The sequence below is a fragment of the Pseudochrobactrum asaccharolyticum genome, assembly GCF_003314995.1.
Taxonomy (GTDB): Bacteria; Pseudomonadota; Alphaproteobacteria; order Rhizobiales; family Rhizobiaceae; genus Pseudochrobactrum; species Pseudochrobactrum asaccharolyticum.
The window spans coordinates 295,024-320,920 of the sequence record NZ_QNRH01000001.1 but is presented as its reverse complement, the minus strand read 5'-3'; the positions used below and the strand labels follow the sequence as shown (position 1 = coordinate 320,920).

At 52.0% G+C, this 25,897-nt stretch carries 21 protein-coding genes; 6 read left to right on the top strand and 15 right to left on the bottom strand.

The window, feature by feature from the left end; translation table 11 throughout:
- Positions 1–33: 33 nt before the first annotated feature.
- Positions 34–1,299, bottom strand: coding sequence for a CynX/NimT family MFS transporter (locus DFR47_RS01395; protein ID WP_113942625.1), 1,266 nt, complete (start codon positions 1,297–1,299; stop codon positions 34–36).
- A gap of 282 nt (positions 1,300–1,581) precedes the next feature.
- On the opposite strand from DFR47_RS01395, the gene corA reads away from it, so the two are divergent.
- Positions 1,582–2,595 (top strand): magnesium/cobalt transporter CorA, encoded by a 1,014-nt coding sequence (gene corA, locus DFR47_RS01390; protein WP_113942624.1) that lies wholly within the window; start codon positions 1,582–1,584, stop codon positions 2,593–2,595.
- Between the two features lie 121 nt (positions 2,596–2,716).
- Here corA and DFR47_RS01385 read toward each other — a convergent pair whose 3' ends face one another.
- Positions 2,717–3,187, bottom strand: coding sequence for a GreA/GreB family elongation factor (locus DFR47_RS01385; protein WP_113942623.1), 471 nt, complete (start codon positions 3,185–3,187; stop codon positions 2,717–2,719).
- A 114-nt stretch (positions 3,188–3,301) separates the two neighbouring features.
- Positions 3,302–4,330 carry an asparaginase gene (locus tag DFR47_RS01380; protein ID WP_113942622.1) on the bottom strand — a complete coding sequence of 343 codons (1,029 nt, stop codon included), beginning with the start codon at positions 4,328–4,330 and terminating at the stop codon, positions 3,302–3,304.
- Positions 4,331–4,533: 203 nt separating this feature from the next.
- On the opposite strand from DFR47_RS01380, the gene betI reads away from it, so the two are divergent.
- From betI to betB, 3 genes are all read left to right on the top strand, one after another.
- Positions 4,534–5,142, top strand: a complete 609-nt coding sequence (gene betI, locus DFR47_RS01375) for a transcriptional regulator BetI (RefSeq protein ID WP_113942621.1) — start codon at positions 4,534–4,536, stop codon at positions 5,140–5,142.
- 10 nt (positions 5,143–5,152) lie between these two features.
- Positions 5,153–6,802 carry a choline dehydrogenase gene (gene betA / locus DFR47_RS01370; protein WP_113942620.1) on the top strand — a complete coding sequence of 550 codons (1,650 nt, stop codon included), beginning with the start codon at positions 5,153–5,155 and terminating at the stop codon, positions 6,800–6,802.
- A 177-nt stretch (positions 6,803–6,979) separates the two neighbouring features.
- The gene (betB, locus tag DFR47_RS01365) at positions 6,980–8,443 is read left to right on the top strand and encodes a betaine-aldehyde dehydrogenase (RefSeq protein WP_113942619.1); all 1,464 of its coding nucleotides are present in this window, start codon (positions 6,980–6,982) and stop codon (positions 8,441–8,443) included.
- Between the two features lie 62 nt (positions 8,444–8,505).
- On the opposite strand, the gene DFR47_RS01360 is transcribed toward betB, so the two are convergent.
- The gene (locus DFR47_RS01360; RefSeq protein ID WP_113942618.1) at positions 8,506–10,872 is read right to left on the bottom strand and encodes a heavy metal translocating P-type ATPase; all 2,367 of its coding nucleotides are present in this window, start codon (positions 10,870–10,872) and stop codon (positions 8,506–8,508) included.
- A 58-nt stretch (positions 10,873–10,930) separates the two neighbouring features.
- The gene (locus tag DFR47_RS01355) at positions 10,931–12,598 is read right to left on the bottom strand and encodes an FGGY-family carbohydrate kinase (RefSeq protein WP_210207242.1); all 1,668 of its coding nucleotides are present in this window, start codon (positions 12,596–12,598) and stop codon (positions 10,931–10,933) included.
- 196 nt (positions 12,599–12,794) lie between these two features.
- Here DFR47_RS01355 and rpoN point away from each other — a divergent pair, with 196 nt between their 5' ends.
- Positions 12,795–14,105: an RNA polymerase factor sigma-54 gene (gene rpoN / locus DFR47_RS01350; protein WP_113942616.1), complete on the top strand. Its 1,311-nt coding sequence runs from the start codon at positions 12,795–12,797 to the stop codon at positions 14,103–14,105.
- Between the two features lie 51 nt (positions 14,106–14,156).
- On the opposite strand, the gene ycaC is transcribed toward rpoN, so the two are convergent.
- The 8 genes from ycaC to DFR47_RS01310 all read right to left on the bottom strand — a co-directional run bounded on the left by ycaC (position 14,157) and on the right by DFR47_RS01310 (position 21,360).
- Entirely contained in the window at positions 14,157–14,783 is a 627-nt protein-coding gene (ycaC, locus tag DFR47_RS01345) for an isochorismate family cysteine hydrolase YcaC (RefSeq protein ID WP_113943171.1), read from the bottom strand.
- A 161-nt stretch (positions 14,784–14,944) separates the two neighbouring features.
- The gene (locus DFR47_RS01340; RefSeq protein ID WP_342633928.1) at positions 14,945–15,970 is read right to left on the bottom strand and encodes an endonuclease/exonuclease/phosphatase family protein; all 1,026 of its coding nucleotides are present in this window, start codon (positions 15,968–15,970) and stop codon (positions 14,945–14,947) included.
- Positions 15,971–15,985: 15 nt separating this feature from the next.
- Complete coding sequence (locus tag DFR47_RS01335; RefSeq protein WP_113942615.1) at positions 15,986–17,089, bottom strand: sn-glycerol-3-phosphate import ATP-binding protein UgpC; 1,104 nt, start codon at positions 17,087–17,089, stop codon at positions 15,986–15,988.
- Positions 17,090–17,108: 19 nt separating this feature from the next.
- Positions 17,109–17,951, bottom strand: coding sequence for a sn-glycerol-3-phosphate ABC transporter permease UgpE (ugpE, locus tag DFR47_RS01330; protein WP_113942614.1), 843 nt, complete (start codon positions 17,949–17,951; stop codon positions 17,109–17,111).
- 12 nt (positions 17,952–17,963) lie between these two features.
- Positions 17,964–18,902, bottom strand: a complete 939-nt coding sequence (locus DFR47_RS01325) for an ABC transporter permease subunit (RefSeq protein WP_245416437.1) — start codon at positions 18,900–18,902, stop codon at positions 17,964–17,966.
- Between the two features lie 132 nt (positions 18,903–19,034).
- Positions 19,035–20,333, bottom strand: a complete 1,299-nt coding sequence (locus tag DFR47_RS01320) for an extracellular solute-binding protein (protein ID WP_113942612.1) — start codon at positions 20,331–20,333, stop codon at positions 19,035–19,037.
- Between the two features lie 155 nt (positions 20,334–20,488).
- Positions 20,489–21,070: a hypothetical protein gene (locus DFR47_RS01315; protein ID WP_147245469.1), complete on the bottom strand. Its 582-nt coding sequence runs from the start codon at positions 21,068–21,070 to the stop codon at positions 20,489–20,491.
- Positions 21,071–21,117: 47 nt separating this feature from the next.
- Positions 21,118–21,360: a hypothetical protein gene (locus DFR47_RS01310; RefSeq protein ID WP_113942610.1), complete on the bottom strand. Its 243-nt coding sequence runs from the start codon at positions 21,358–21,360 to the stop codon at positions 21,118–21,120.
- Positions 21,361–21,701: 341 nt separating this feature from the next.
- Here DFR47_RS01310 and DFR47_RS01305 point away from each other — a divergent pair, with 341 nt between their 5' ends.
- Positions 21,702–22,889 carry a pyridoxal phosphate-dependent aminotransferase gene (locus tag DFR47_RS01305; RefSeq protein WP_113942609.1) on the top strand — a complete coding sequence of 396 codons (1,188 nt, stop codon included), beginning with the start codon at positions 21,702–21,704 and terminating at the stop codon, positions 22,887–22,889.
- Positions 22,890–22,957: 68 nt separating this feature from the next.
- Here the strand turns inward: DFR47_RS01305 and DFR47_RS01300 are convergent, their stop codons facing one another.
- Both DFR47_RS01300 and DFR47_RS01295 read right to left on the bottom strand, forming a co-directional pair.
- Positions 22,958–24,652: an ABC transporter permease subunit gene (locus tag DFR47_RS01300; protein ID WP_113942608.1), complete on the bottom strand. Its 1,695-nt coding sequence runs from the start codon at positions 24,650–24,652 to the stop codon at positions 22,958–22,960.
- Positions 24,649–25,719, bottom strand: coding sequence for an ABC transporter ATP-binding protein (locus DFR47_RS01295; protein ID WP_113942607.1), 1,071 nt, complete (start codon positions 25,717–25,719; stop codon positions 24,649–24,651). Before DFR47_RS01295 ends, DFR47_RS01300 begins: the two co-directional genes overlap by 4 nt.
- Positions 25,720–25,897: the final 178 nt, after the last annotated feature.

Below are 25,897 nucleotides of genomic sequence, written 5' to 3'. Positions count from 1 at the left end.
AAAAAAGCCCCGCAAAATGCGGGGCTTTTTTGTTTACTCACTCTTCGCTTTGACATAGATAGCGCGGCCTGCGCCCCAACCATTCCATGCCGCAACGATACCGATAATCACAAACAAGAACGCAGTCGCATCATAAGAGCCCGTCCAGTCACGGATAATACCGATCAGCAACGGCACGATTGACGCAATCATGTAACCGACAAATTGCACCATGCCGGACAAATGTGCCGCCACACGCGGGTTAGGCGAACGCAGCACAATCTCGGTCATAGCGGCTGCAATCAGCCCGCCCAAACCGATACCTTGCAGAACCGCCCAATACCAAACCGACCAGAGCGGCATAAACAACATCGCCAGCATAGAAACAGAGGCACAGGCAATCAGCACAGCATTGAGCAGGCTCTGATTACGGGAGCGCACTGCAATTGTCGGCACAATCAGACAGGCAAAAAGCTGCATCCCGATTGCAACAGAAACCACCACACCGGCGGTGTGACCATCCAGCCCGCGCTCGCGCAGGATCGGCGACAGCCAACCGAAAACCGTATAAGCCAGCGATGATTGCAAACCCATGAAGAATGTCAGCTGCCATGCGATCTTATCCCGCCACAGACCAGTCACCTTGCCTTTAGTCGCTGCGGGCTGATGTTTGATACGCCATGTCAGAGCACCCCACAGCAAAGCAGCAACAAGTGCCGGAAGCGCCCAGAGAGCCAATGCCTGCTGCCATGAGTTATCGAGCGCTTTGTAAAGCGGCACGGTAAAAGCTGCGGCCAGCGCCGCTCCCCCGCTCAGCGCCATGGTGTAAAATCCGGTCAGCAAAGCAGCCTTATCAGGAAAGTCCCGCTTCACGATCCCCGGCAACAACACATTACACACCGCAATACAGGCACCGGCCAGCATAGTACCGGCAAACATCATGCTCACGGGGCCGACACCGCGTAAAAATGTCCCCAAAGCCAGCAACAGAGCCGCGATCAGCAATGTCCGTTCGATGCCGATGCGCTCGCCGAATTTCGGTGCCAATGGCGCAAAAAATCCCAGACAAAAGACCGGCAATGTCGTCAGCAATCCCGCAGTTAAAGAACTGATACCCGTTGAACCAACAATCTCCGGCAGCAAAGCCGCAAAGCTGGAAAATATCGGGCGCAGGTTAAGCGCGATCAGCACCAGAAAAATGCCTGCCAGAAGGCGATAGGCAGGGCTCATGGCCGGTTGCTTAACCGGTATTTTCTGCGCCCCGACTGCTGCTTGCATCTCCGCAGTCGCATGCCCCTCTGCCCGCAATGGCTCATTCATTACAGACATAAAATCAAACCTTCTGTTTCTGCGCTGATCATTCAATCAGTATTGATATATCTATATCCGGCAATCCTGTCTATCGAACACAATCATGCTCTGTGAAGCAGATACACAACCATGATGTCCCTGCAAACAATGACATGCGCTGTTTACACTTCTATATTTATAATGACGCTATAGTTATAGTTCCGGCCAGTTGCGCCTGCTTATTTTTGTTTTATGCATATCTGCCCTCACACAGAGGGGCACATGCTTTCATGACAGGGGTTATACCCAAAGATGCTGACAGTATATTACCGCAATGGTGACATTCTCACTCCCTACGACCGTGCCGATACTGATCCGGCCACACATGCACCGGCAGACCTGCCGCAAAATGCACTATGGATCGACCTTGTAAACCCGACGCCAGAAGAAGAAGCACAGGTTGAACAATGGGCAAGCATTCCCATTCCAACACGTGAAGACATGGGTGAAATTGAAGAATCCAATCGGTTTTATAGCGAAAACGGCGCGCAATATCTGACCGCACCATTTCTGCATCTCACCACTGATGACCATCGTATTGTCAGCCCGATCACCTTTATCATGACAGATAAAGTGCTTATCAGCGTGCGTTATGCCGAGCCTAAATCTTTTGTACTTTATGCCAGCCGTACGGCCAAAAGCGGCAATGGTCTGATCAACAGCCGTACCAACAGCCTGTGCATTCTGCTTGGCATTATCGAAGCCAATACCAACAGGCTCGCCGACTTCATCGAAGGTGTCAGCGAAAAAATCGACACCGCTTCGCACCGGATTTATCGCCGTCCGAATAATACACGGCCAATGTCGACCCATGATTTCCGCGAGATTCTCAATGAGATCGGTGCGCATGGTACTTTTCTGTCGAGAATGCGTGAAAGTCTTGCCGGTGTCCGTCGTCTGCTGGTTTATATTACCGCCAATAGTTCACCAAAAACGCAAGCCAAAGACACACGCTCATGGCTGAAAACGCTGGAGCGCGATGCGCAGTCGCTGGAAAATTACGTCGATTTTCTCAATAATAAAATCAACTTCCTGCTCGATACAATTGTCGGCCTGATTTCGGTAGAGCAAAACGCGATTATCAAAATCTTCTCAGTGGCCGCGGTTGGCTTCATGCCGCCGACACTGATTGCCTCGATCTACGGCATGAATTTCAGCTTTATGCCGGAACTGACCGAGCAATGGGGCTATCCCGCGGCGCTCGGCCTGATGGTCATCTCCGCACTGATCCCGCTCTATTTCTTCCGCAGAAAAGGCTGGCTCTGAACAGAGCCGGCAATGATCTAGAGCGTGTTACGTTTAATCGTACCCACTGCGATCGCTCTAGATTCTTTTAATTATCGCATGTTCGCGAACGCTAAATGAATACATTTAGCTGCGACATGCTTTAGTTAATGGCTTTAAAGCTGATAATTTCCAGCCCGCGGCCATTCACAGTCACCAGATCACCCTTGCTCTTACCAAAAAGGGCAACAGCAAGCGGTGAGATGTGGGAAACCGTACCTTTGGACGGCTCCGCCTCATCCTCGCCGACAATCATCCAGCTCTGCTGACGACCGTCCTCATTCTCAACAGTGACTTGCATACCAAAGCGGATTACATCGCCGTCTTGGTCTGCAAGATTGAGTTCTGCGGTCTCACGTCGCGCTGTCCAATAGCGCAAATCCCGTGAGACATGGGCAATTGAGGCCTTATCCCCGCTCGCAGTTGCCTGCCCCAGCTCCGTCTGCAGACGTGCCAGTTCAGCCTCAATCAGTCTGAGACCGTTTTGAGTGACTAAATTGCGGTGGGGACTGACCGGACGCTCCACCAGACCGGCAGGAACATCGTCCTGTTCTTTTGTAAAAGCTCTGCTCATTCACAGAGCCTAGGAAGGAACCGAAATAAAAGCAAGCCATGCAGCGAAACAATTAAGCCGCACATCTTTATGACGCACGGCTTAATTATCAAATACTTATAGTATTTTTTCTTCTCAGAAAGAAACGGCTTTCAATTCATCAACCAGAGCAGCTGATGGTGCAATATAACCGAAGTCAATACCATTCCAGTTGCTCATACGGCGCGTTGCACGTGCTTCCAGCTTGCCTGACAGTTCTGCATCTTTTGCAAAAAGCTGCGCCAGCAAACGTGTCACCATTATTTCTGCCGCACGGGTGGTGCCGTCATCGCATTTCATGGCAAAACCTACACCCAATTCAGGTACCGCACCGCAGAACACACCTTCCGCACCGGTTTTCACGAAAATACGGCCTGGTGCGAGTTCCATCAGCTCAGTGCAGGCACGACGGCTACCGGCCACATAAAACGGCGCTGCCATGCAAGCATCCAGCAGACGCTTGGCGGCTTGTGCACGAACAGGTGCCAGACCTGTGCCGGTTGCCATGCGGGCAAAACCACGCGCCATAGCATCCAGACCAATAGCATAGGTCGGAATGGAGCAGCCATCGGTGCCATATTCATCAGCATTATGCACCGCGCCGGTCACTTCCTGCATGGTTTCACGCACAATGGTCTGGATCTGCGAACTGGCCTGCACATAACCTTTGACCTTCAAACCCATATGCGCGCAGGTGCAGAGAAAACCGGCATGTTTACCGGAGCAGTTATTATTGAGCGCAGTCGGCTCCTTGCCGCTGCGGGCAACTTCGATCAGCACTTTCTGGTCAGACGGCCAATGGGCACCGCATTCCAGATCATCACAGGACAAACCGGCTTTCGCCAGCATCGAGGCCGCACGCGCCACATGCTCCGGCTCACCGGAATGGGAAGCGCAAGCCATAGCCAGTTCTTCATTGCCAAAACCATAGGCATCAGCAGCACCGCTTTCCACAAATGGCAGCGCCTGAATAGCCTTGATTGCCGAACGGGGATAGGTCGGGCGCGTTACATCGCCGATGTTCAGAACGGTCTTACCGTCACCATCGAACAGCGTCAGCGCACCGCTGTGGCGGCTTTCCACCACTTTACCGCGCACAACTTCAACCAAAACCGGATTTGCCATTTTAAAACTCCGCATCATTCACTGCCGTTGCTCTAGCAAAATAGTCTTATGCCGTCAAAACGCGCCCATCTCAGCAGGTGGAGGATTTTCTCATTTTCAAATCACGTCATAGCATTGAAATAAAACGATAATAAACTCTTGATTGACTGATCAATCAATAAAAACGATAATCAGTCCAATCCAAACAATTTTGTGAGACAGACATGCCTAAAGTGGGAATGGAAGAATTGCGCCGGAAAGACCTGATCTCGGCCGCCATTCAGACAATCGGTGAGCGCGGCTCGCTTGATGTGACTGTTGCACAAATCGCACGCAAGGCCGGTGTATCGGCAGCGCTGGCGCATCACTACTTCGGCGGCAAAGACCAGTTACTCTTAGCCACTATGCGCCACTTACTGAGCGAACTCGGCTCTGATCTGCGCCATGCCTTACAGGCAGCAGACAGCCCGCGTGCAAGGCTTTCCGCAATTATCAGCGTGAATTTCTCCGCCTCACAGTTTGCCCATGAAACGATTGCTGCATGGCTCACCTTCTATGCCCATGCCCAGCAATCATTAGAGATGCGCCGTCTGTTGCGGATTTATGCCCGCCGCCTGCATTCCAACCTGAGCTTTGCTCTTGAGCAGCTCACAGACAAACAGACCGCGCAACATATTGCTGAAGGTACCGGCGCTCTCATCGACGGTCTTTATATCCGCCATGCGCTCGGTGCCGACGCACCGGAAGCGCCCAAAGCCATTGCTTTGGTTGAGGATTACATCACCGTGCAACTGGCACAGAACCGGTCGAAAACCGTCAGCAACCAGCATTAAGGAAACCAATATGGAAGCAGATTTCGTTATTATCGGCTCCGGTTCTGCCGGTTCTGCCATGGCCTACCGCCTGTCGGAAGACGGCAAATATTCTGTAATCGTCATCGAATATGGCGGCACCGATATGGGGCCGCTGATCCAGATGCCTGCGGCTCTGTCTTTCCCGATGAATATGTCCACCTATGACTGGGGCTTTAACACCGAACCGGAGCCGCACCTTAACGGCCGTCGTCTCGTCACCCCACGCGGCAAGGTCATCGGCGGTTCTTCATCCGTCAATGGCATGGTCTATGTACGCGGACACGCCAAGGATTTTGACCATTGGGCTGAGAGCGGCGCCAGTGGCTGGTCCTATGCGGATGTGTTGCCTTACTTCAAGCGCATGGAACATTCCCATGGTGGTGAAGAGGGCTGGCGCGGCACCAATGGCCCGATGCATGTGCAGCGCGGCAAGCGAAGCAACCCGCTGTTCAAAGCTTTCAACGACGCCGGAAAACAAGCAGGCTTTGAAACAACAGATGACTATAACGGTTCGAAACAGGAAGGTTTCGGCCCGATGGAGCAAACCATCCATCACGGCCGCCGCTGGTCAACCGCCAATGCCTATCTGCGTCCTGCCCTCAAGCGCCGTAATGTGACCTTGGTCAATGCTTTCGCCCGCAAAGTGGTGATCGAGAATGGCCGCGCGACTGGCGTTGAGATCGAAAAATCCGGTACGGTCAGCGTTATCAAAGCCAAGCGTGAAGTGATTATCGCTGCTTCCAGCATCAATTCACCAAAGCTGCTGATGCTTTCCGGCATTGGCCCTGCGGAACATCTGCGCGAACACGGTATTGAAGTCGTGGCAGACCGTGCCGGTGTCGGCGCGAATTTGCAGGATCACATGGAAGTCTATGTGCAGCAGGAATGCCTGCAGCCAATTACGCTTTATTCCAGTCTCAACCTGTTTTCCAAAGCGCGTATCGGTGCGGAATGGCTGTTCTTCAAATCCGGTCTCGGCGCAACCAACCATTTTGAAGGTGCTGCTTTTGTGCGCTCATCTGCCGGTGTGGAATATCCGGATATTCAGTTCCACTTCCTGCCGGTTGCGATCCGCTATGACGGCAAGGCAGCAGCAGGCGGCCACGGTTTTCAGGCGCATGTGGGGCCGATGCGCTCCAAGTCGCGCGGCTCGGTCACGCTGCGCTCCAGTGATCCGAAAGAGAAACCGAAAATCCTGTTCAATTATATGTCACATCCCGATGACTGGCGCGATTTCCGTCATTGCATCCGCCTCACCCGCGAAATCTTTGGCCAGCAGGCTTTTGCCCCATATCGTGGCCGGGAAATTCAGCCGGGTGATGATCAGGTCACAGACGAACAGCTGGATAATTTCATCCGCGATCATGCAGAAAGTGCATTCCATCCATGCGGTACCTGTAAAATGGGTTCAGTCAATGACCCTATGGCCGTGGTTGATCCGGAGTGTCGTGTGATTGGTGTTGAAGGTCTGCGCGTGGCTGACAGTTCAATTTTCCCGCGCGTGCCTTACGGCAATCTCAACGGCCCGTCGATCATGACCGGTGAGAAGGCTTCAGATCATATCTTAGGCAAAACACCGCTGCCGCGCTCGAACCAAGAACCTTGGATCAATCCGCGCTGGCAAGTATCCGATCGCTAAGAGCATACTAAAAACCGCCATGCCGGTCTGCAAATGGCATTTTCTGCGCTTCCGGTACTCATGTACACGACAAGTACATTGCGTTCCGGTTCTCGAAAACACCCTTTTCGCCACGGCCTGACACTTTTTGAGCTATGCTCTCATTTATAAAATTCTAAGAGTTTGAAGGAATTTCCCATGCGCGCACAGCCGCAAGCCTCACATTTTATCAATGGTCAGTTTGTTGAAGACACGGCAGGCCGTGCTTTTGATGTGATCTATCCTGCCACCGGCGAAGTGATTGCCCGTTTGCACGGCGCGACACAAGCCATTGTCGATCAGGCTGTTGAAGCCGCTGCCAAAGCGCAGGTTGAATGGGCAAAACTCAAGCCTGTTGAGCGTGGCCGCATTCTGCGCCGTGCCGCAGACCTGATGCGCGAGCGCAATCAGGAATTGTCGGAACTGGAAACACTGGATACCGGTAAAGCCATTCAGGAAACTCTGGTGGCCGATGCGGCTTCCGGTGCCGATGCGATGGAATATTTCGGCAGTGTAATTTCCGGTTTCAATGGCGAGTTTGTCGAACTTGGCGGACCTTTTGCCTATACTCGCCGTGAGGCACTGGGCGTTTGCGTCGGTATCGGCGCATGGAATTACCCGATCCAGATCGCATCATGGAAATCTGCCCCTGCTCTGGCAATGGGTAATGCGGTGGTGTTCAAACCATCCGAGAACACACCGCTGTCAGCTCTGGCACTCGCACAGCTCTACAAAGATGCCGGTCTGCCGGACGGGCTTTTCAACGTGGTTCAGGGCTTTGGCGATGCAGGTAGCGCACTGATCAGCCACCCTAAGGTTGCCAAGGTTTCACTCACAGGCTCTGTACCGACAGGCAAGAAAATCATGGCGCAGGCCGGTAGCGAGATGAAACAGGTCACCATGGAACTCGGCGGCAAATCCCCGCTGATCGTGTTCGATGATGCCGATCTGGAAAATGCCATTGGCGGCGCGATGCTCGGCAATTTCTACTCCACCGGTCAGGTTTGCTCCAACGGCACCCGCGTTTTTGTGCATGAGGCCGTTGCCGAGCTTTTTGTTAGCCGTCTGGTTGAGCGCACCCGCGCTATTCAGATCGGTGATCCGCTTGATCCGAACACCCAGATGGGGCCAATGGTGAGCCTTGCCCAGCGCGACAAGGTTTTGTCCTATATTGAGAAGGGCAAAGCTGAAGGCGCAAATCTGGTTTGCGGCGGCGCTGTGCCGGCCTTGCAGGGACTGGAAAACGGTTTCTATATTGAGCCGACGATTTTCACCAATGTCAGTGATGATATGAGTATTGCACGGGAAGAAATCTTCGGCCCTGTGATGAGCATTCTGACCTTTAAGGATGAAGGTGAAGTCATCGCCCGCGCCAATGATACGGAATTCGGCCTTGCTGCCGGTGTATTCACCGCAGACAGCGCCCGCGGTCATCGTGTGATTGCAGCACTCAAGGCCGGTACCTGTTGGATCAATGCCTATAATCTGACACCCGTGGAAGTGCCGTTCGGCGGTTATAAAAACTCCGGTATCGGCCGTGAGAACGGCCTCGCCGCTCTCTCCCACTACAGCCAGATCAAAACGGTCTATGTAGAAACCGGTAAGGTCGACAGTCCTTACTAACATCCGTTTCCAGCTAAATAAAAAGCGGGCAATTTGCCCGCTTTTTATTAAATTTGTTTTAGTCAAAGCTTCAACGCTCTCAGCCGCAATGAGTTGGCAATCACCGAGACCGAGGACAGGCTCATTGCTGCCGCTGCAATCATCGGCGACAATAAAGTGCCGGTGAACGGATAGAGCAGCCCTGCGGCCACCGGAATACCCAGCGCATTATAGACAAAGGCAAAGAACAGGTTTTCCTTAATATTACGGATTGTCGCCTCTGCCAGATGATGCGCACGGGCAATGCCGGTGAGATCGCCTTTAAGCAGCGTAATCCCCGCACTTTCCACTGCCACATCAGCACCGGTGCCCATAGCAATACCCACATCGGCGGCAGCCAGTGCCGGTGCATCATTCACACCATCCCCCGCCATAGCGACTTTTTTACCCTGTTTGTGCAATTCATCAACCAGCGCTTTTTTATCTTCCGGCAGCACATCGGCACGCACATCATCAAGGCCGAGCTTTGCGGCCACAGCTCGTGCTGTGCGTTCATTATCTCCGGTGGCCATAATGATTTTCAAACTGCGCGCATGGAGCGTGCGGATGGCTTCTGCCGCTGTTTCCTTAATCGGATCGGCCACGGCAACCAGACCTGCCAGCTTGTTATCAACGGCAACAAACATCGCGGTCTTACCTTCTGCCCGCAATGTATCGGCCTGTGCCTGAATGGCGGCAATATCCAGCCCCATACCCTGCATCATCGCAGGATTGCCGAGTGCAACTGCCCGCCCCTTCACTGTACCGGCAACACCTTTACCGGTAATCGCTTCAAAGGCATCAACATTATCGGTCTTCAACCCTTTTGCTTCGGCACCGGCAACAATGGCTTCCGCCAGCGGATGCTCCGAGCCTTTCTCTAGGCTTGCAGCCAGTTGCAACAGCATGTTACCATCGACACCGGAAACCGCCACCACATCCGTCAGCTTCGGTCGGCCTTCCGTCAATGTACCGGTTTTATCAACGATCAGCGTATCCACTTTCGCCATGCGCTCCAGCGCCTCGGCATCTTTGATCAGCACACCAGCCTGCGCGCCGCGTCCTGTTGCTGTCATGATCGACATTGGCGTTGCCAGCCCCAGCGCACAGGGACAAGCGATAATCAGCACCGAAACCGCCGCCACAATAGCATAGATCATGCTCGGCTCCGGCCCCCACAGCGCCCAGCCGATAAAGGACAAGAGTGCAACGACAATAACCATCGGTACAAAATAGAATGAAATCCGGTCAGCCAGCCCCTGAATAGGCGCACGGGAACGCTGGGCTTTGGCAACCATATCGACAATCTGCGACAGCATGGTTTCTGCGCCGATTTTCTCTGCCTGCATGACCAGAGAACCGTTTTTATTAACGGTGCCGCCGATGACTTTATCGCCCTCGGTCTTTTCAACCGGCACCGGTTCACCGGTAATCATCGCCTCATCAACGGAGGAGCGGCCTTCCACCACAATGCCATCCACCGGCACACTATCACCGGGGCGGATACGCAACTTGTCACCTGCCTGTACTTCATCCAGAGGCACATCGGCTTCACTGCCATCAGCAGCAATACGTCGTGCAGTTTTCGGCGCCAGATCAAGCAGGGCGCGGATCGCCGAGCCGGTACGCTCGCGGGCACGTAGTTCCAGCACTTGCCCAAGAAAGACCAGCGTGACAATAACGGCAGCGGCCTCGAAATAAACCGGAACCGAACCGCCATGACCACGGAAGGAATGCGGGAACATTTCCGGAAACAGCACAGCAACCACACTGTAAAGATAGGCGGCTCCGACACCGATCATAATCAGCGTCCACATATTCGGGCTGCGGTTTTTAAACGAGTCGACCCCGCGTTTGAAAAACGGCAGCGCTGCCCAGAGCACCACCGGCGTTGCCAGCAAAAACTCCAGCCATAAAGCCGTTTGCTCGCCAATCCACTCACGCACAGATAGACCGACCATCGGCCCCATAGTGATGATCAACAAGGGAACGGAACAAATCGCGCTCACCCAGAAGCGACGTGTAAAATCCACTAATTCAGGATTAGGCCCGTCATCAAGCGACGGCATAACCGGCTCCAGCGCCATTCCGCAAATCGGGCAGGAGCCCGGTTCATCACGAATAATCTCCGGATGCATCGGACAGGTATATTGCGCCCCTTTAATCGTAGGCGCAGCGGCAGATTGTGCAGTGAGATATTTTTCGGGATCGGCTTTGAATTTACTGTGACAACTATCCGAGCAGAAATGATATTCATGCCCCTTATAGGTCATGTGCGGCTTGCCTGCAGCCGGATCAACCATCATCCCGCAAACAGGGTCTTTAACCCGATTGCCGCTTTCATGTCCGTCATGGTGATGCCCGTGATGTGCATCATGCGCATGGGCTGTATGCGATGCAGTCTGTGCCATAAAAACCTCTCCTGCTTATCAACTGATAAGCAGGATAAAGGTTCCTATAATAGTAAGGTCAAGCAGTTAAATCAGACTCAGTTTCATCTTCATCATCAACAGCCGGATTTTCATCCATCAGTTCTGCGTAATCGGCATAATCCATCTGCATACGGCGATAGACCAGATATTTTGCATCGTGATAGCCAGCGATTTCACCACTACGTGGCTCCAGCACTTCACCCTTGCCACTCATCGCTGCCATTGCTTCCAGCAAGTTCGTGAAATCACCGCTGGCAACAGCACCAAGCATGGCAGAACCCAGCAGCACTGGCTCGGCCTGTTCCGGCACCAGCACACGACAACCGGTAGCGTCTGCATGCTCACGCAAATAAAGCTGATTACGCGCCAGACCGCCGGAGACCACCAGCGTATCAATCTCCATGCCTTCATGGCGCATTTCTTCAAGAATGTGTCTTGTGCCATAGGCCAGCGCCTGAATGGTGGCGAGATAATCCAGTGCTAGATCATCCAGTTCGTGATCCAGTGTCAGACCAACAATCGCGCCCTTACGCCAGCTTTCCGCCAGTGGTGAGCGGTTGCCGTGGAAATCCGGCTGCACATGACGATGACGGGTCAGAGTTGCCGTTTCTTCAGCCATTTTAGCCAGATGCGCATCCAGCAGATCGGCAATACGCTTACCCGGATTTTCTGCTACTAGTTTAACGGAGACCGCATGACGCGCGATCACCGCATCAATCAAAGCACCAGCGGCCGACTGCCCACCTTCATTTGCCCAGAGATCAGGCAGCAGAGCCGAATAATATGGCCCCCAGACACCCGAGACAAAAACCGGCTCTTTGCTCAGAGCAATATGGCAGGTTGAGGTACCGGCGATCAGCGCCAGACGCTGTTCTGTTGCACTCACACCGGCATTGTCCTCAACGGCCAGTGTGCCGAGCGCACCGGAATAAGCATCAATCAGGCCGGTTGAAACGGCGATACCGGCTTTAAGACCAAGCTCCGTTGCGGCCTGTTCCGACAATTGTCCGGCTAGTTCACCAGCCGCACCGAAGCGGTTGCCAATGGCAACAAAATTGTCGTCACCCAGTTCTTCAAGGCCGATATTCTCAAGAAACGCACTATCCCAGCCTTCTCCGGCGTTACCCCGATCGCCGAGATAAGTCCATTTACAAGCCGGCGAGCAAAGCGAGCGCATATCGGTGCCGGTCGCGCGATGCACCAGCCAGTCAGGCAAATCCCAGAAAGCTGCGGTCTGCGTCCAGCTCTGGGGCAGTTCACGCTTGAACCAGCGGATTTTCGGCAGCTCCATTTCCGGCGACATACGACCGCCGACATGGTTCAGCACCTTGCCACCGATTTCAGTGATCTCTTCGGCATCATTAATCGCGCGGTGATCCATCCACAAGATCACATCCTGATCCGCTTCGCCTTTCGGGCTGACAGTGACCGGCTTGCCCTCCGCATCCGCAACAACCAGCGAACAGGTGGCATCAAAGCCGATACCGGCAACACTGTCAGCAGCGATTGCGGCTTCAGTCATTGCGTGTTTTACAGCCTTGCAGATCGATGCCCAGATATGCGCCGAGCTCTGCTGTGCAAAATCCGCCTGCGGGCGAAAGGTTTCAATGGCACAGGCTGCAGTGCCCAGTAGCTGGCCCTTGCTGTCAAAAATCCCTGCTCTGGCGCTGCCGGTTCCGACATCAATTCCAATATAGTGGCGCATCATCAATCCTCATGCACAGAAGAAAATTCTGATTCCGTGCTTACAATAATTTTATGACGTATCAATAGAGCATTTCCCGTAAAAGTGCGCAGCGGTTTTACTTAAGGACAATGCGACAAGCAAAGACATCGAGCGGTTCCAACATTTTTTTAAATTGAACCGCTCTAACACTGAAAGTGATGCTATAAACAGATCAATGGCTCTCTCTTCCAAGCCCGCTCTGCGGCAGACCCAATCACTGACCATGACACCGCAAATGCAGCAATCGCTCAAAGTGCTGCAAATGAGCCGTGCTGAGCTGGAAGACTTTGTACAAAGTGAAATAGAAGCCAATCCGCTTTTGCAAAGAGCGCCAAGCGGTGCGCTGCCCTCTTTCAGCACTTCGGATTATTCTGTTGAAGATTTCGGCACCGTGCAACATTCCCTGCAAGATCATGTGGCCGAGCAGATCAATCTCAGCATCAGGGATAAAACCGAACGGCATATTGCCGAGCTGCTTGCCGAGACTTTGGATGAATCCGGGTATCTTCATGCAGACTTGGCGCAAATCGCCAAGCGCCTGAATGTGACACCAGAACAGGTAATGCGTGTTCTGCACCAATGTCAGACATTTGAACCGGCAGGACTTTTCGCCCGCAATCTGGCGGAGTGTCTGCGTCTGCAACTCATTGCCGATGATCGCCTGACTGCGGAAATGACCATTCTGCTCAAACATCTTGATCTGGTGGCAAAACGTGATTTCACAGCCCTCAAAAAACTCTGCGATGCGGATGATGAAGAACTGAGCGAAATGCTCGGCGAACTTCGCGGCCTGAACCCCAAACCCGGTTTAATTTTTGACAGCACGCCTGCCCTGACTATCATTCCTGATTTGCTGGTTAGCAAGACACCAAACGGCGAATGGAGCATCGCACTCAATCCACAGGCTCTGCCTCGTGTACTGATGAATGAGGACTATAGCCGCAAACTCAATGACAGCAGCCTTTCTAAAGAAGAAAAACAATTTCTGCGAGCCTGCAAACAGAAGGCAAATTGGCTGACCCGTATTCTCGATCAGCGTGCGCAAACTGTCCTGAATGTCGGTGAGAAAATCATCACTCACCAGCAGGCATTCTTGGAAAGCGGGGCTGAGGCGCTCAAACCACTGACAATGCAGATGGTGGCCGATGCGATTGAGATGCATGAAAGCACCATCAGCCGCGTTGCCAATCAGAAATATATGATGACCCCGCAAGGACTGTTTGAATATCGCTATTTTTTCAATGCGGCGATCAGGGGCAAAACCGGCGATGACATTGCCTCGGAAGCTGTGCGTATCAAAATCCGCACGCTGATTACGCAGGAAAACATCGACAGCATTTTGTCTGATGAGGCCATTGTGCAAAACCTTGATGCGGAAGGTATTGTGATCGCCCGTCGGACAGTTGCCAAATATCGAGAAGAATTAGGCATTCCTTCCTCCGCAAAACGACGGCGGGAAATGAAATTGCACGCCCAAAAAAGATAAGACCGCGTAATCAATTACGCGGTCTTATCCTTAAGTAACTCAGCTACCCAATTACTTCGAAGCTTTAACAGTGTTGTAGCTGTTAATCAGGTTGCGGTAATCCGGAATGTGGTTTGCGAACAGAGTACCCAGACCTTCCACATCATTACGCCAGTCGCGGTGCAACTCACAGGCAAGACCGAACCATGTCATCAGCTGTGCGCCGTTAGCACTCATACGATCCCATGCGGAATGACGGGTGATTTCATTGAATGTACCGGACGCATCGGTCACCACGAACACTTCGAAGTCTTCAGCCAGAGCCGACAGCGCAGGGAAAGCCACACAAACTTCGGTCACAACACCAGCGATAATCAGCTGTTTCTTGCCGGTTGCCTTAACGGCTTTCACGAAATCTTCGTTATCCCAGGCGTTGATCTGACCAGGACGGGCAATATAAGGCGCATCCGGGAAAAGCTCTTTCAGCTCAGGCACCAGCGGGCCATTCGGGCCATCTTCGAAGGATGTCGTGAGAATGGTTGGCAGGTTGAAATATTTTGCGAGATCAGCAAGTGCCAGCACATTGTTCTTGAATTTATCAGGATCAATGTCACGAACCAGAGACAGCAGACCTGTCTGATGGTCTACGAGAAGAACGGCTGCATTGTCTTTATCGAGGCGGTTATAAGGCTTGGACATTTTCAAAACTCCATGGTTTCAAGTTGATGAAATGAACCTACCCGTAAGACGAAAACTCCAAAAGATAGTTATTTGGAACCACAACGTCCCAATAAAGAGACAATCAGGCTCTTTACAAAACCGGAAGGAAGACAGGCTTCCCTCCGGCATAATTCAACTGATTATGCAGCACTGAAACCATCAACACGGCAAACGATCAGATCATGATCAGAAAGCGGACGCTGATTATCATCCAGCGATGAGATAATGCGGCTCTCAGTGATATCCAGACCGCGGCTCAGGAACCAGTCCAGTTTCATAGCGCGATCAGGCCAGCGGGTAATCAGGCTTGGACGCGTGGTCATCTGATCCAATGCACCACTGTGGCGGGTAAAGCCGCGCTCGGCAGCAACACGGAACAGACCTTCTGCCTCGAAATCCCCTTCCGCATGATTGCCGGTATTGAGATCGCCACCAATCAGCATTGGCATGTCGCCAAATTCCGCCTCCAGCGCATCAATCAACTGCGCCACCTGTTTCTCACGATAGGCTGCCGGAGATGCGCTTTCCAAATGCACAGACACTGCCAGAAACGGCCCGTCAACAGTTTCAATCACTGCGCCGATTGCATTGCGCTCACCCAGTCGTGGCTGATCGCCGCCATTAAAGAACCACAGGCGTTCACCGGCCAGACGCTGCACAAAAATCCGCTGCATCGGCACAGTCGACATCAGCGCATTGCCGTGGAAACCTTTTTCATTGAAATCATCTTTACAGAAGGAATGCTCGATTTCCGAACCAAGGCCAAGCTCGATAAACTCCACGCCATAGGCATATTCCATATCCATATGGCGGGCGACTTCCGCTGTCATGTTCTTCTGTGCGGTACGCGCCATGCCATTGTCCATCTCGGTCAGCAGCGCCACGGCAGGTTTTTCTGCCAGCACTTTCGCAGCACTCGCCTCAGGGAACAGACAACGCTCCAGATTCCACGCCGTGACATTAAACGGAAATGCCAGCGGTGCTGTTGAAGCAGCCTGACCACCGGTTTCAACACGGGTCATACACTCCATCGCAACCAGCTTGGCGTCATGAGCAGCCATGGTTTTATCCAGCTGTGTGATGCTCTGACGCTCTTCATGGGACGGCACATCAAGAGCAGCAACACGCGCATGGATCATGGTTTCAACAGTCATTACTTCAGTCATATCATTTCTCAGATTTCAGGCAGAAACAGCTTGGGTTGTTTTTACAACAGTTGCGGCAGTTTGCGACAATTCAATGCGTTTACCGGTTTGTTTATCAAAAAAGTGCAGTTTTTCACTTGCTACCGCCAATCGCATCTGGTCGCGGATTTCAGCCTGCGGGGGCAGTGCGGCGACCAGCTTCTGATTGCCCGCATAACCATGCACGATACGCTGTGCGCCCAGTTCTTCCACATATTCAGTGCGGAATTGAATGGCCTGCTCATGCGCTTCAGCGATATGCAAATCTTCTGCACGAATACCGATTGTCAGCTCGCCCTGCACGGATGGCAGTGTATCCAATTTCAGAATATCCTCGCCCAGCATTACTTGTGTTTGATGCACAGTGCCGTCAGCCAAGTTCATCGCCGGAGAACCGATAAAGCTGGCGACAAAGGTCGATGCAGGCCTGTGATAAATCCCAAGCGGCGCACCGATCTGCTCAATCTCACCGCCATTCAAAACCACCAGACGGTCTGCCAGTGTCATTGCTTCGAGCTGATCATGGGTTACATAGATCGAAGTCGTACCAAGACGGCGCTGTAGCTGGCGGATTTCTCCGCGCATGGAAACACGCAATTTGGCATCAAGATTGGACAGCGGTTCGTCAAACAGAAACACCGCAGGCTTACGCACAATGGCACGCCCCATCGCCACGCGCTGACGTTGACCACCGGAAAGCGCACGCGGCTTGCGTTGCAGATAAGGTTCCAACTCCAGCATCCGTGCAGCCTCTGCCACACGCGCCTCAATCTCGGCCTTTGGCGTTTTGCGGTTACGCAGACCATAAGCCATATTATCATAGACCGTCATATGCGGATAAAGCGCATAGTTCTGAAACACCATGGCGATGTCACGATCTGCCGGTTCCACCTCATTCACGGTGCGGCTGCCGATTGCCACCTCACCTTCCGAGATGGTTTCCAGCCCTGCCACCATGCGCAGCAGCGTGGATTTTCCGCAGCCGGAAGGGCCGACCAGAACAATGAATTCACCGTCTTTAATATCGATATTCACTGCGCTGACAGCTTTGGTGCCGCCTGCATAGATTTTCGATACATTTTCAATTTTAACCTGTGCCATTAAAGGCTCCTAAAATCTCTTACTTGTCGCTCTCGGTCAGGCCTTTGATGAACCAGCGCTGGAACACCACGACGATCAGCACCGGCGGCACCATGGCCAGCACGGCAAGAGCAAAAGCCTCGTTATAATCCGGAATTTGCGCCCCGACCCACACCTGCAAAATCTGCTTGATACCGCGCATCAGCGTGAAGAAGCTCTCATCGGTCGTCACCAGCATTGGCCAGAGATATTGGTTCCAGCCATAGACAAACATGATGATGAACATCGCGGCAATCATGGTGCGTGACAGTGGCAGCAGCACATCAATGAAGAATTTCACCGGCCCTGCCCCGTCTATGCGGGAAGCTTCCAGCAATTCATCCGGCACCGATTTAAAAAACTGCCGGAAATAGAAAGTACCCGTAGCAGAAGCCAACAGCGGCACAATCAGGCCCGAATAGCTATTGAGCATACCGAAAGACGACACCACCTGATAGGAAGGCACAATACGCACCTCCAGCGGCAGCAGCAGTGTGGTGAAAATCAGCCAGAAAGCCAGTGTAGCAAAGCGGAAGCGGAAATAGACAATCGCATAGGCCGCCAGCATCGACAGCACGATCTTACCGATTGCAAAGCCGAGCCCAAGGATCAGCGAGTTCATCAGCATTCGCGATCCGGTGATCTGACCGGTAAAACCACCTTCACGGGTCAGCACCTTTTCATAGGTTTCCGTGAAATTATCACCCCAGCTCAGAGACAAGCCGTTGGAGTGAATATCAGCCGCCGTATGGCTGGAAGTCGTGAAAGCCACCACCACCGGCATAATCAGAAACAGCGCTCCGGCAAGCAGGATCAGATGATCAGTAATTTTAACTTTATGCATCACATGTCCTGTTTAATTATAGTGAATGCGCCGCTCGACGAAGCGGAACTGCACGATGGTCAGGGTAAACACGACCAGCATCAGAATGACGGACTGTGCCGAAGAGCTGCCGATATCATTGCCGCGGAAGCCATCCATGAACACTTTATAGACCAGCGTAATCGGGTTATTGGCGGCCTTATCCTTCACCATCACGTCGATCACCCCGAAAGTATCGAACAGCGAATAGGTGATATTGATAATCAGCAAGAAGAACACTGTCGGCGCCAGCAAAGGCAGAATAACCGTGCGGAAACGACGGGCACCCGAGCGGCAATCCATCACCGCGGCCTCACGCACCGAGGCCGGAACCGCCTGCAAGCCGGACAAGATGAAAATGAAATTATAAGGGATCTGCTTCCAAACCGACACAACGATCATCGCAAAAGCAGTGTCAAAATAATTCAACCCGACTTTCATATCCCAGCCAAACCATGCAGCCATTTTTACAAACGGGCCGATATGCTGATCGAACATCATCATTCCGATGAGACCGGCAACCGGCGGCGCAATAGCATAGACCGAAATCAGCACGGTTTTATAAGTGGCATTGCCCCGGATCACTGCATCGGCTTTTACCGCCAGCAACATGCCAATGCCCAGCGACAAAGCTGTCACGATAATTGTAAAGATCGCCGTAAAACCGGCAATGCCGCGATATTCAGGGCTGACCAGCACATCCGTATAATTCTCCAGTCCGACAAAGGTTGAGCCGAAGCCGAATGGGTCTTCAATATAGAAGGATGACTGAATGGCCTGAACAGACGGCCAGTAAAAGAAAATCAAAACAACAGCCAGCTGTGGCGCCAGCAACAGATAAGGCAGCAGGCGTGAGTTAAACTGCACACGCTTGGCCGGTTCTGCCTGCTTTGCATTACCAAGCCTTGGTAAGCGCGCGAAAAGCCCTGCCAGTTTTGATGGTTTAGAAGTCTGGATATATGCCACGCGGCAAATCCCCGTCTTTTGAGAAGAGTGGATTGAAAACGGGGTCAGGCATGGTTTGCTCCGACCCCGTTCATCACGTTGAGAGAAATCTCTCAGTTGTTAGTTCGCGGTCTTTGCGAAACGGGTCAGCAGGTCGTTGCCTTCTTTTTCGATGGTTTCGAAAGCCTGTTTAACAGTGGTTTCACCGGAGAAAATACGGTTATATTCGCGTTCCATGATGGTACGGATCTGCGGATAGAAACCGAGGCGGTAGCCCTTCGACCATTCACCCGACGGCAGCATCAGCTGCTTGATGCCGACTTCGGCAACCGGTGTCTTTTCGTAATAGCCTTCAGATTTTGCCAATTCATATGCAGCTTTGGTGATTGCCACATAGCCGGTTGCCTGATGGTAATATTTCTGCACTTCCGGCGACGTCAGAAACTGGAAGAAGTCAGCAACGCATTTGTTTTCTGCATCCGGCTTACCGGCCATAGCGAACAGAGCCGCACCACCGATAAATGTGTTGGTACCTGCGCCGTCAACGGCTTTCCAGTATGGCAGGAAGTCAGCGGAGAATTCCATTTTTGCAGTTTTCTGCAGGCCACCGAATGAACCGGAAGAACCGATCCAGAAGGCAACTTTACCTTCATCAAAAGGCTTCTGATTGTCTGCCCAGCCTGCACCGTAGAAGCCAAAATAGCCTTTATCAGCCCAGTCTTTCAGCTTGTCGAACATCATGATGAGGTTCGGATCAGTCACATTCAGTTTTGTGTCCTGAACGCTATCATAACCGTTATTATTGGTGGCGAACTGAATGTTCTGACGGGAGAAGAAGTTCTCGGTGAACTGCCATGTCAGCTGCGAAGCGGTCAGCGGGATATAGCCTGCTTCTTTGAGCTTTGGTGCAATAGCTTCAAACTCTTCCCAGGTCTTTGGCGCTTCAACACCGGCCTTTTTCAGCGCATCAGTGTTGATATACATGATCGGCGCGGAGGAGTTGAACGGCATACCAACAAATTTGCCATCCGGTGCCGCATAGAAATAGCGCACGCCTTCGATAAAGGCTTCACGGTCAAATTTATAACCGGCATTATTAATCAGGTCTTCAGCAGGCACGGTCGCGCCTTTGGCATTGATAATGGTGGCTGCACCGGCATCAAAAACCTGAAGAATATTCGGCTGCTCACCGGAGCGGAATGCAGCAATACCGGAAGCCAGCGCTTCTTCGTAAGAGCCTTTGGAAACCGGTGTCAGTGCACAGGACTGCTGGGCTTCATTGAAGCGCTTTGACACTTCATTGATCACATCAGCATTCGCGCCGCCCATACCATGCCACCAGCTGATATTGGTCGCAGCCATTGACGATGTGGCAGAGACAGTCAGTGTCATAGCGGCGATTGAAAGTTTTCTGAACATTGCAGATCCTGTTTGTTGAAAAACTGGTTCCGCAATAGAGGGTGGATATGACAGTGAATTAACGCTTGTGAATCAAATTTATGAAACACACAAAAACCAGACTGTCCGGTAATATCAGCGTATCGCATCACGCAATCAGTCTGGCATCGGGTCTGTCAGGAAAAGAAATCCAGCAGGATTAAAAGGATCAACAAGCCAATCATATAATATTGAAATCGTCTGCGTTTAATATTCATCGCAACCAGAATAACGATGGTCGATAAAAGCAACACCCAGAGTTCAAGTTTCATATCGCTGAAATCGCTTTTCAGATAAGCTTCTCTGATCCCCTCAATGCTCTGTACAAAATTGATAAAAATGAAAAGAGAGAACAGCCATTTCTTCCTCGAAAAGAAATAGCTCTCATAGTCTCCGTATTCCTTAACATCATCCGGCGTTAAGGTAACACAGATGAAAAACAGGCCAAAAACGTAGAAAAGCTCCAGCACATAAAGATAGATATCGTAGGTTTTGCCGCTGCTCTCGAACAGATAATCCCACCAGAACTGGATAATCCATAAAAATACAATTAGCATCCAACCGGAGTGGATATAGGATATTTTGTTCTTGGATGGATGCTGAATAAATCTGGAAACAAAAATCAACAGTCGCGACAGGCACAGGCTTATGCCCATGCCGTTGATGATGCGCATGTGAGAGAACATATCGGTCTGGCTAACAAGACTATCTACGGCCATCACAATCCCCCCTTTATCAGTATGCGCACTTCAATCGCTGACGCGGCTTAGTAAATCATCAGCTCGAATGAAGACGACATCGACAGCAGCAGAAAGCCGAGAATGGCAAGAACCAAACCGGTTCTGAAATGTTTCGACGCTTTGACAATGTAATTTTTACCTGAACCCTGCCCGTTGCTGCTTTCCAGCGATGTCGACAACAGCACAATCAGCAAGCCGATCAGCACTGTGACTGAACCCGCGGCACTCAGCAGATCACAGATAAAAAGCGTCAAATTTGTATTGGTCATAAAAAGCCTCATGGGACAGATCAAAGAATTATCATGGATGGTTATAAACTCTGTCCGCCAATGACAAGCCTGAACATCTCAACATATTATAATGTAAGACATTAATTCTCACCATATTTTGCATGCTTTTCTGACATTATGCAGAAACATCACTGGTCTTATCTTCGGTTCATGCGATACAACGCAGGAATTACTAGAGCGCCGTGTGCCGGATCTGGCACATATTGGTCGCTCTAAAACTTTAAAATTAGAGCATAATTTCACTGAACCAGTCCAAGTTTAAGGAATGATGCTCTACAAGATGCAGCAAGCATAAATAAAAATATGGAGGAGCGCTCAAGATGCGTTACGCACGAATTACCGAGCGTCTGAGCAGTCAGGGTTCACATAAATGGGCTGTCCATATGCGCGCCCGCGACATGAAAGCCGCTGGTGAAGAAATTATCGAACTGACCATCGGCGAGCCGGATATTCCGACACCTGCGGATATGATTGATGAAGCCGCACGCTCCATGCGCGCAGGCCGCACCCGTTACACCGGCGGTCGCGGTGAGCCTTCAATCCTCGCTGCATTGTCTGATAAGTATTCCAAGCGTACTGGTCGCGAAATCAGCCAGAAGCAAATTCTTTGCTTCCCCGGCACACAGAGTGCGCTGGCCATTGCCATGTTCGGCTTGGCTGAGGAAGGTGATGAAGTTATCACCACAAATCCTTGCTATGCCACTTATGAAGGCGTGATTAAAGCAACCGGCGCCACACCGGTCTATGTGCCGGTCAGTGAGGAGAACGGTTTCCGCCTGCAGGCTGCCGATCTGGAAAAAGCAATTACGCCACGCTCGCGTGTGCTGCTGCTTAACTCGCCGCACAACCCGACCGGCGCTATGCTGAGCCGCGAAGAAATCGCGGCAATCGGCGAGGTTTGCATCAAGCATAATCTCTGGATCATTTCCGATGAGGTTTATGAACTGCTGGTCTTCAACGGTGAGTTTTCCTCACCGCTCGACATACCGGAACTGGCCGAACGCACTGTTGTGGTTGCATCCATTTCCAAATCCCATTCGGCTCCGGGTTTCCGCAGCGGTTGGTGCATCGGCCCTGAGGAATTCACCGACCGGCTGCTGCCTTTGTCCGAATATCTGCTGTTTGGCGTGCAGCCATTCATCGCCGATATGACAGCCTATGCGCTGAACCGTCCGGCAACGGCGGCCAAGCAGATGCTGGAGAATTTTTATCGCCGTGCGCAGATGATTTCCGAGCGCTTGGATGGTCAGGCTGGCATCGCCTGCAAAATCCCTCAGGCAGGTATGTTTATTCTGGTTGATATCCGTGCCACCGGTCTGACCGGTGCAGACTTCGCCATGCGCCTGCTTGAAGAAGAAAAGATCGCCACAATGCCCGGCGATTCCTTTGGCAGCAATCTTGTCGGCTTCCTGCGTCTCAGTCTCAGCGTGGCAGATCATCAGATTGATGATGCCTGCGCCGGTATGGTGCGGCTTGCACAACGCATAACGCTGGAAAAAGCGGCCTGATTGGTTGCACTAACTTTAAAAGCCCGCCTCAGTGATGAGGCGGGCTTTTTTGTTTGCGTTGTTTTGATTTAGCGGATCAGTGTCACGTGTTTGGCACCGAATGCCCAGAGAATACCGCGCACGATCAGCAAGGCTGCAATCACAATCAGCATGATACAGACCGAGAATGCTGCCGCCTGATTAACCGCTCCGCGATCAGACAATTGCAGCACGGAGATTGATGCGACCTGTGTTGACGGTGTGGTGAGAAAGATCACCGCAGACAGCGACACCATCGTACGCATGAAGAACAAGACCCCTACGCCCAGCAATGTCGGCCAGAGCAATGGCAGTGTTACTTTACGCAGTGTTGTCACCACACTGCCGCCCAGCATGGTCGATGCCTCATCAAAAGAACCGCTGATCTGTTTCAGGCTGGTTGAGGAAATCAGGAATGCATGGGCGTGATTATAATAGACACTGAGAATGATAATCAGCGCAAAACTGCCATAGAGAAAATGCAGCGGATTGGACGGATTATTGAAAGCCAGTACATAGCCAAGCCCCAGTACCATCCCCGGCACAGCAGATGGCAGAATAGCCAGAAATGCCAGCGGGCCGGTCAGCGGATTTTTAAACTTCTGCACCGCAATCGCGGTCATACCGGCAATCGCTACACCCAATACTGCTGTTGCCAGACTGATCTTCACACTGTTCCACAAAGGTGCTGTGCCGTTCTGCACATCGAACTGATAATGCTGCAGCGTGAAAGTCATATTATATGGCCACAGTTTGACAAAACTCGCCAGAACCACAACCAGAATAACACTCAGGATCAAAGCCAGAATAACATAGGCATAGATACCCAAGAACAAATCACGTTTGCGGGACGGACGGACAACCATCGGTCGCGCTTGCGAGGTAAGCAGCGCCTGTTGCTGTTTGGTCAGGCGTTTCTCAACAATCTTGGCAAAAATCGCTGGCAGCAACAGCACAATCCCGATAACCGCGCCAAGCCCAAACTGCGCCTGCCCGATAACCTGATTATACACTTCGGTCGCCAGCACATTGAAATCGCCACCGATCACCATCGGATTACCGAAATCCGTCAGCACCAGATTGAATACCACGAAACAGGCTGCCGCCAGACCATAGCGCGTGGCAGGCAAAGTCTGCGTACGGAAAATGCGCCAAGGCCCAGCTCCCAAGACTTCCGCACTTTCATGCAGACGTGCATCGCTTACCGCTAAGGCTGCCGAGAGGATCAGAAAGGCATAAGGAAAGGCATAAAGCGCATTGGCAATCACCACACCCCAGAAGCCATAAATATCAATATCCATTCCCATCCAGCGGTTGAGGATACCATTGCGTCCGAGCAGCAGAACCAGCCCCTGCGCCTGCACAAGTGATGGTGCAAAAAGCGGGATCAGCGCTGCCATGCGCAACAAGGATTTGAACGGAACATGCGCCCGTTGCAGTGTATAGGCATAGGCATAGGCCATGCTGGTGACGAGGATTGTACAGGTCAGCGCCATGCCCAGACTGTTGAGCACCAATGTCCAAAAGCGGGCGGCTGTGAATGTGCTGATAAAGTTGCCGAGACCAAAACCTGCCGGTGTGCTGAAACCAAGTACGAGAATGGCCCAGAGCGGCATAACCAGAAAGATCAGGATCAGTGCTGTGACACCAATGGTGACAGCCCATGACATAAAATTATCGCTGAACAGACCGCGCTTCAAACCGGCGCCGGTCGTCGCGGACACAGAGACACCGGCGCTACTCATGACAACACCCGCAGCGCTTCGGCTGGCAGATGAACGGTCACCGCTTCACCGGTCTGCGGCAGCACGCCGTTTTTATTGGCAGCACCATGCATCTCTACATGAATTTTAATATCCGGTCTCTTATCCGGCACCACTTCCAGCCGCGATATATGCCCCAGATAAATCTGGCTGCGAATGGTGGCAGGGAAATAATTATCATCCGCAACAGACTGTGATGCCGGTAGCAGATTGATGGATTCCGGCCGGATGCCCACTTTGCTGATCTGCCCTGTATGGCAGTTATTCAGCTGATCGAGTTTCAGAACTTTATCGGCAAAATGCAGCTCACCATCAGCGACTTTATCAACCGGCAGAATATTCATACGTCCGATGAAGTCGGCTACGAAGCTGGTTTGCGGCTGCTGATACAGCATTTGCGGTGTTCCGGTCTGTTCAATATGACCGTCCTTCATCACCACAATCACATCCGCCATGGCCAGCGCTTCTTCCTGATCATGCGTCACCATGATAGTGGTAATGCCAACGCGCTTTTGCAGCGCACGGATTTCATTGCGCAGTTCTTCACGCACTTTCGCATCCAGCGCCGAGAGTGGTTCATCCAACAATAACAGTGACGGATTAGGTGCCAAAGCGCGTGCAATCGCGATACGCTGCTGCTGGCCACCGGACATTTGTGCCGGCAGTTTCTCTGCCTGACTGTCCAGATGCACCAGATTCAGCATTTCACGCACGCGTGTTGCGATTTGCGCTTTTGTCCAGTTCCGGCATTCCAGACCATAGGCAATATTACGAGACGCAGTCATATGCGGGAACAGCGAATAGGACTGAAACACCACGCCGAAATTACGTGAACGCGCCGGAGTATGGGACAGATCAGCATCGCCCAGCATGATCTTGCCGGAATCAATGTCTTCAAGCCCGGCGACTGAACGCAATAAGGTGGTTTTTCCGCAGCCGGAAGGTCCGAGAAAACACACCAGAGAGCCGTGCGGAATATTCAGAGAGACATTATCGAGAGCTTTGACTGAGCCATATTTCTTGACGACGTTCTGAATATTCAAATCCATTGGTATACATCCTTTGGTATTTTGTTTTGATGAGAATATAGCCCGCCCCGCATGAAACAGGCCGGTCATCCTCACTTCTTTGATTTCATGCAGTTTTGTGCAAACCGGACGACAACAAAAATCGCCTGCGAAAGACTCGCATAGTGGTTATCGTCTTGCTCCGACTGCTGTTTTGTAT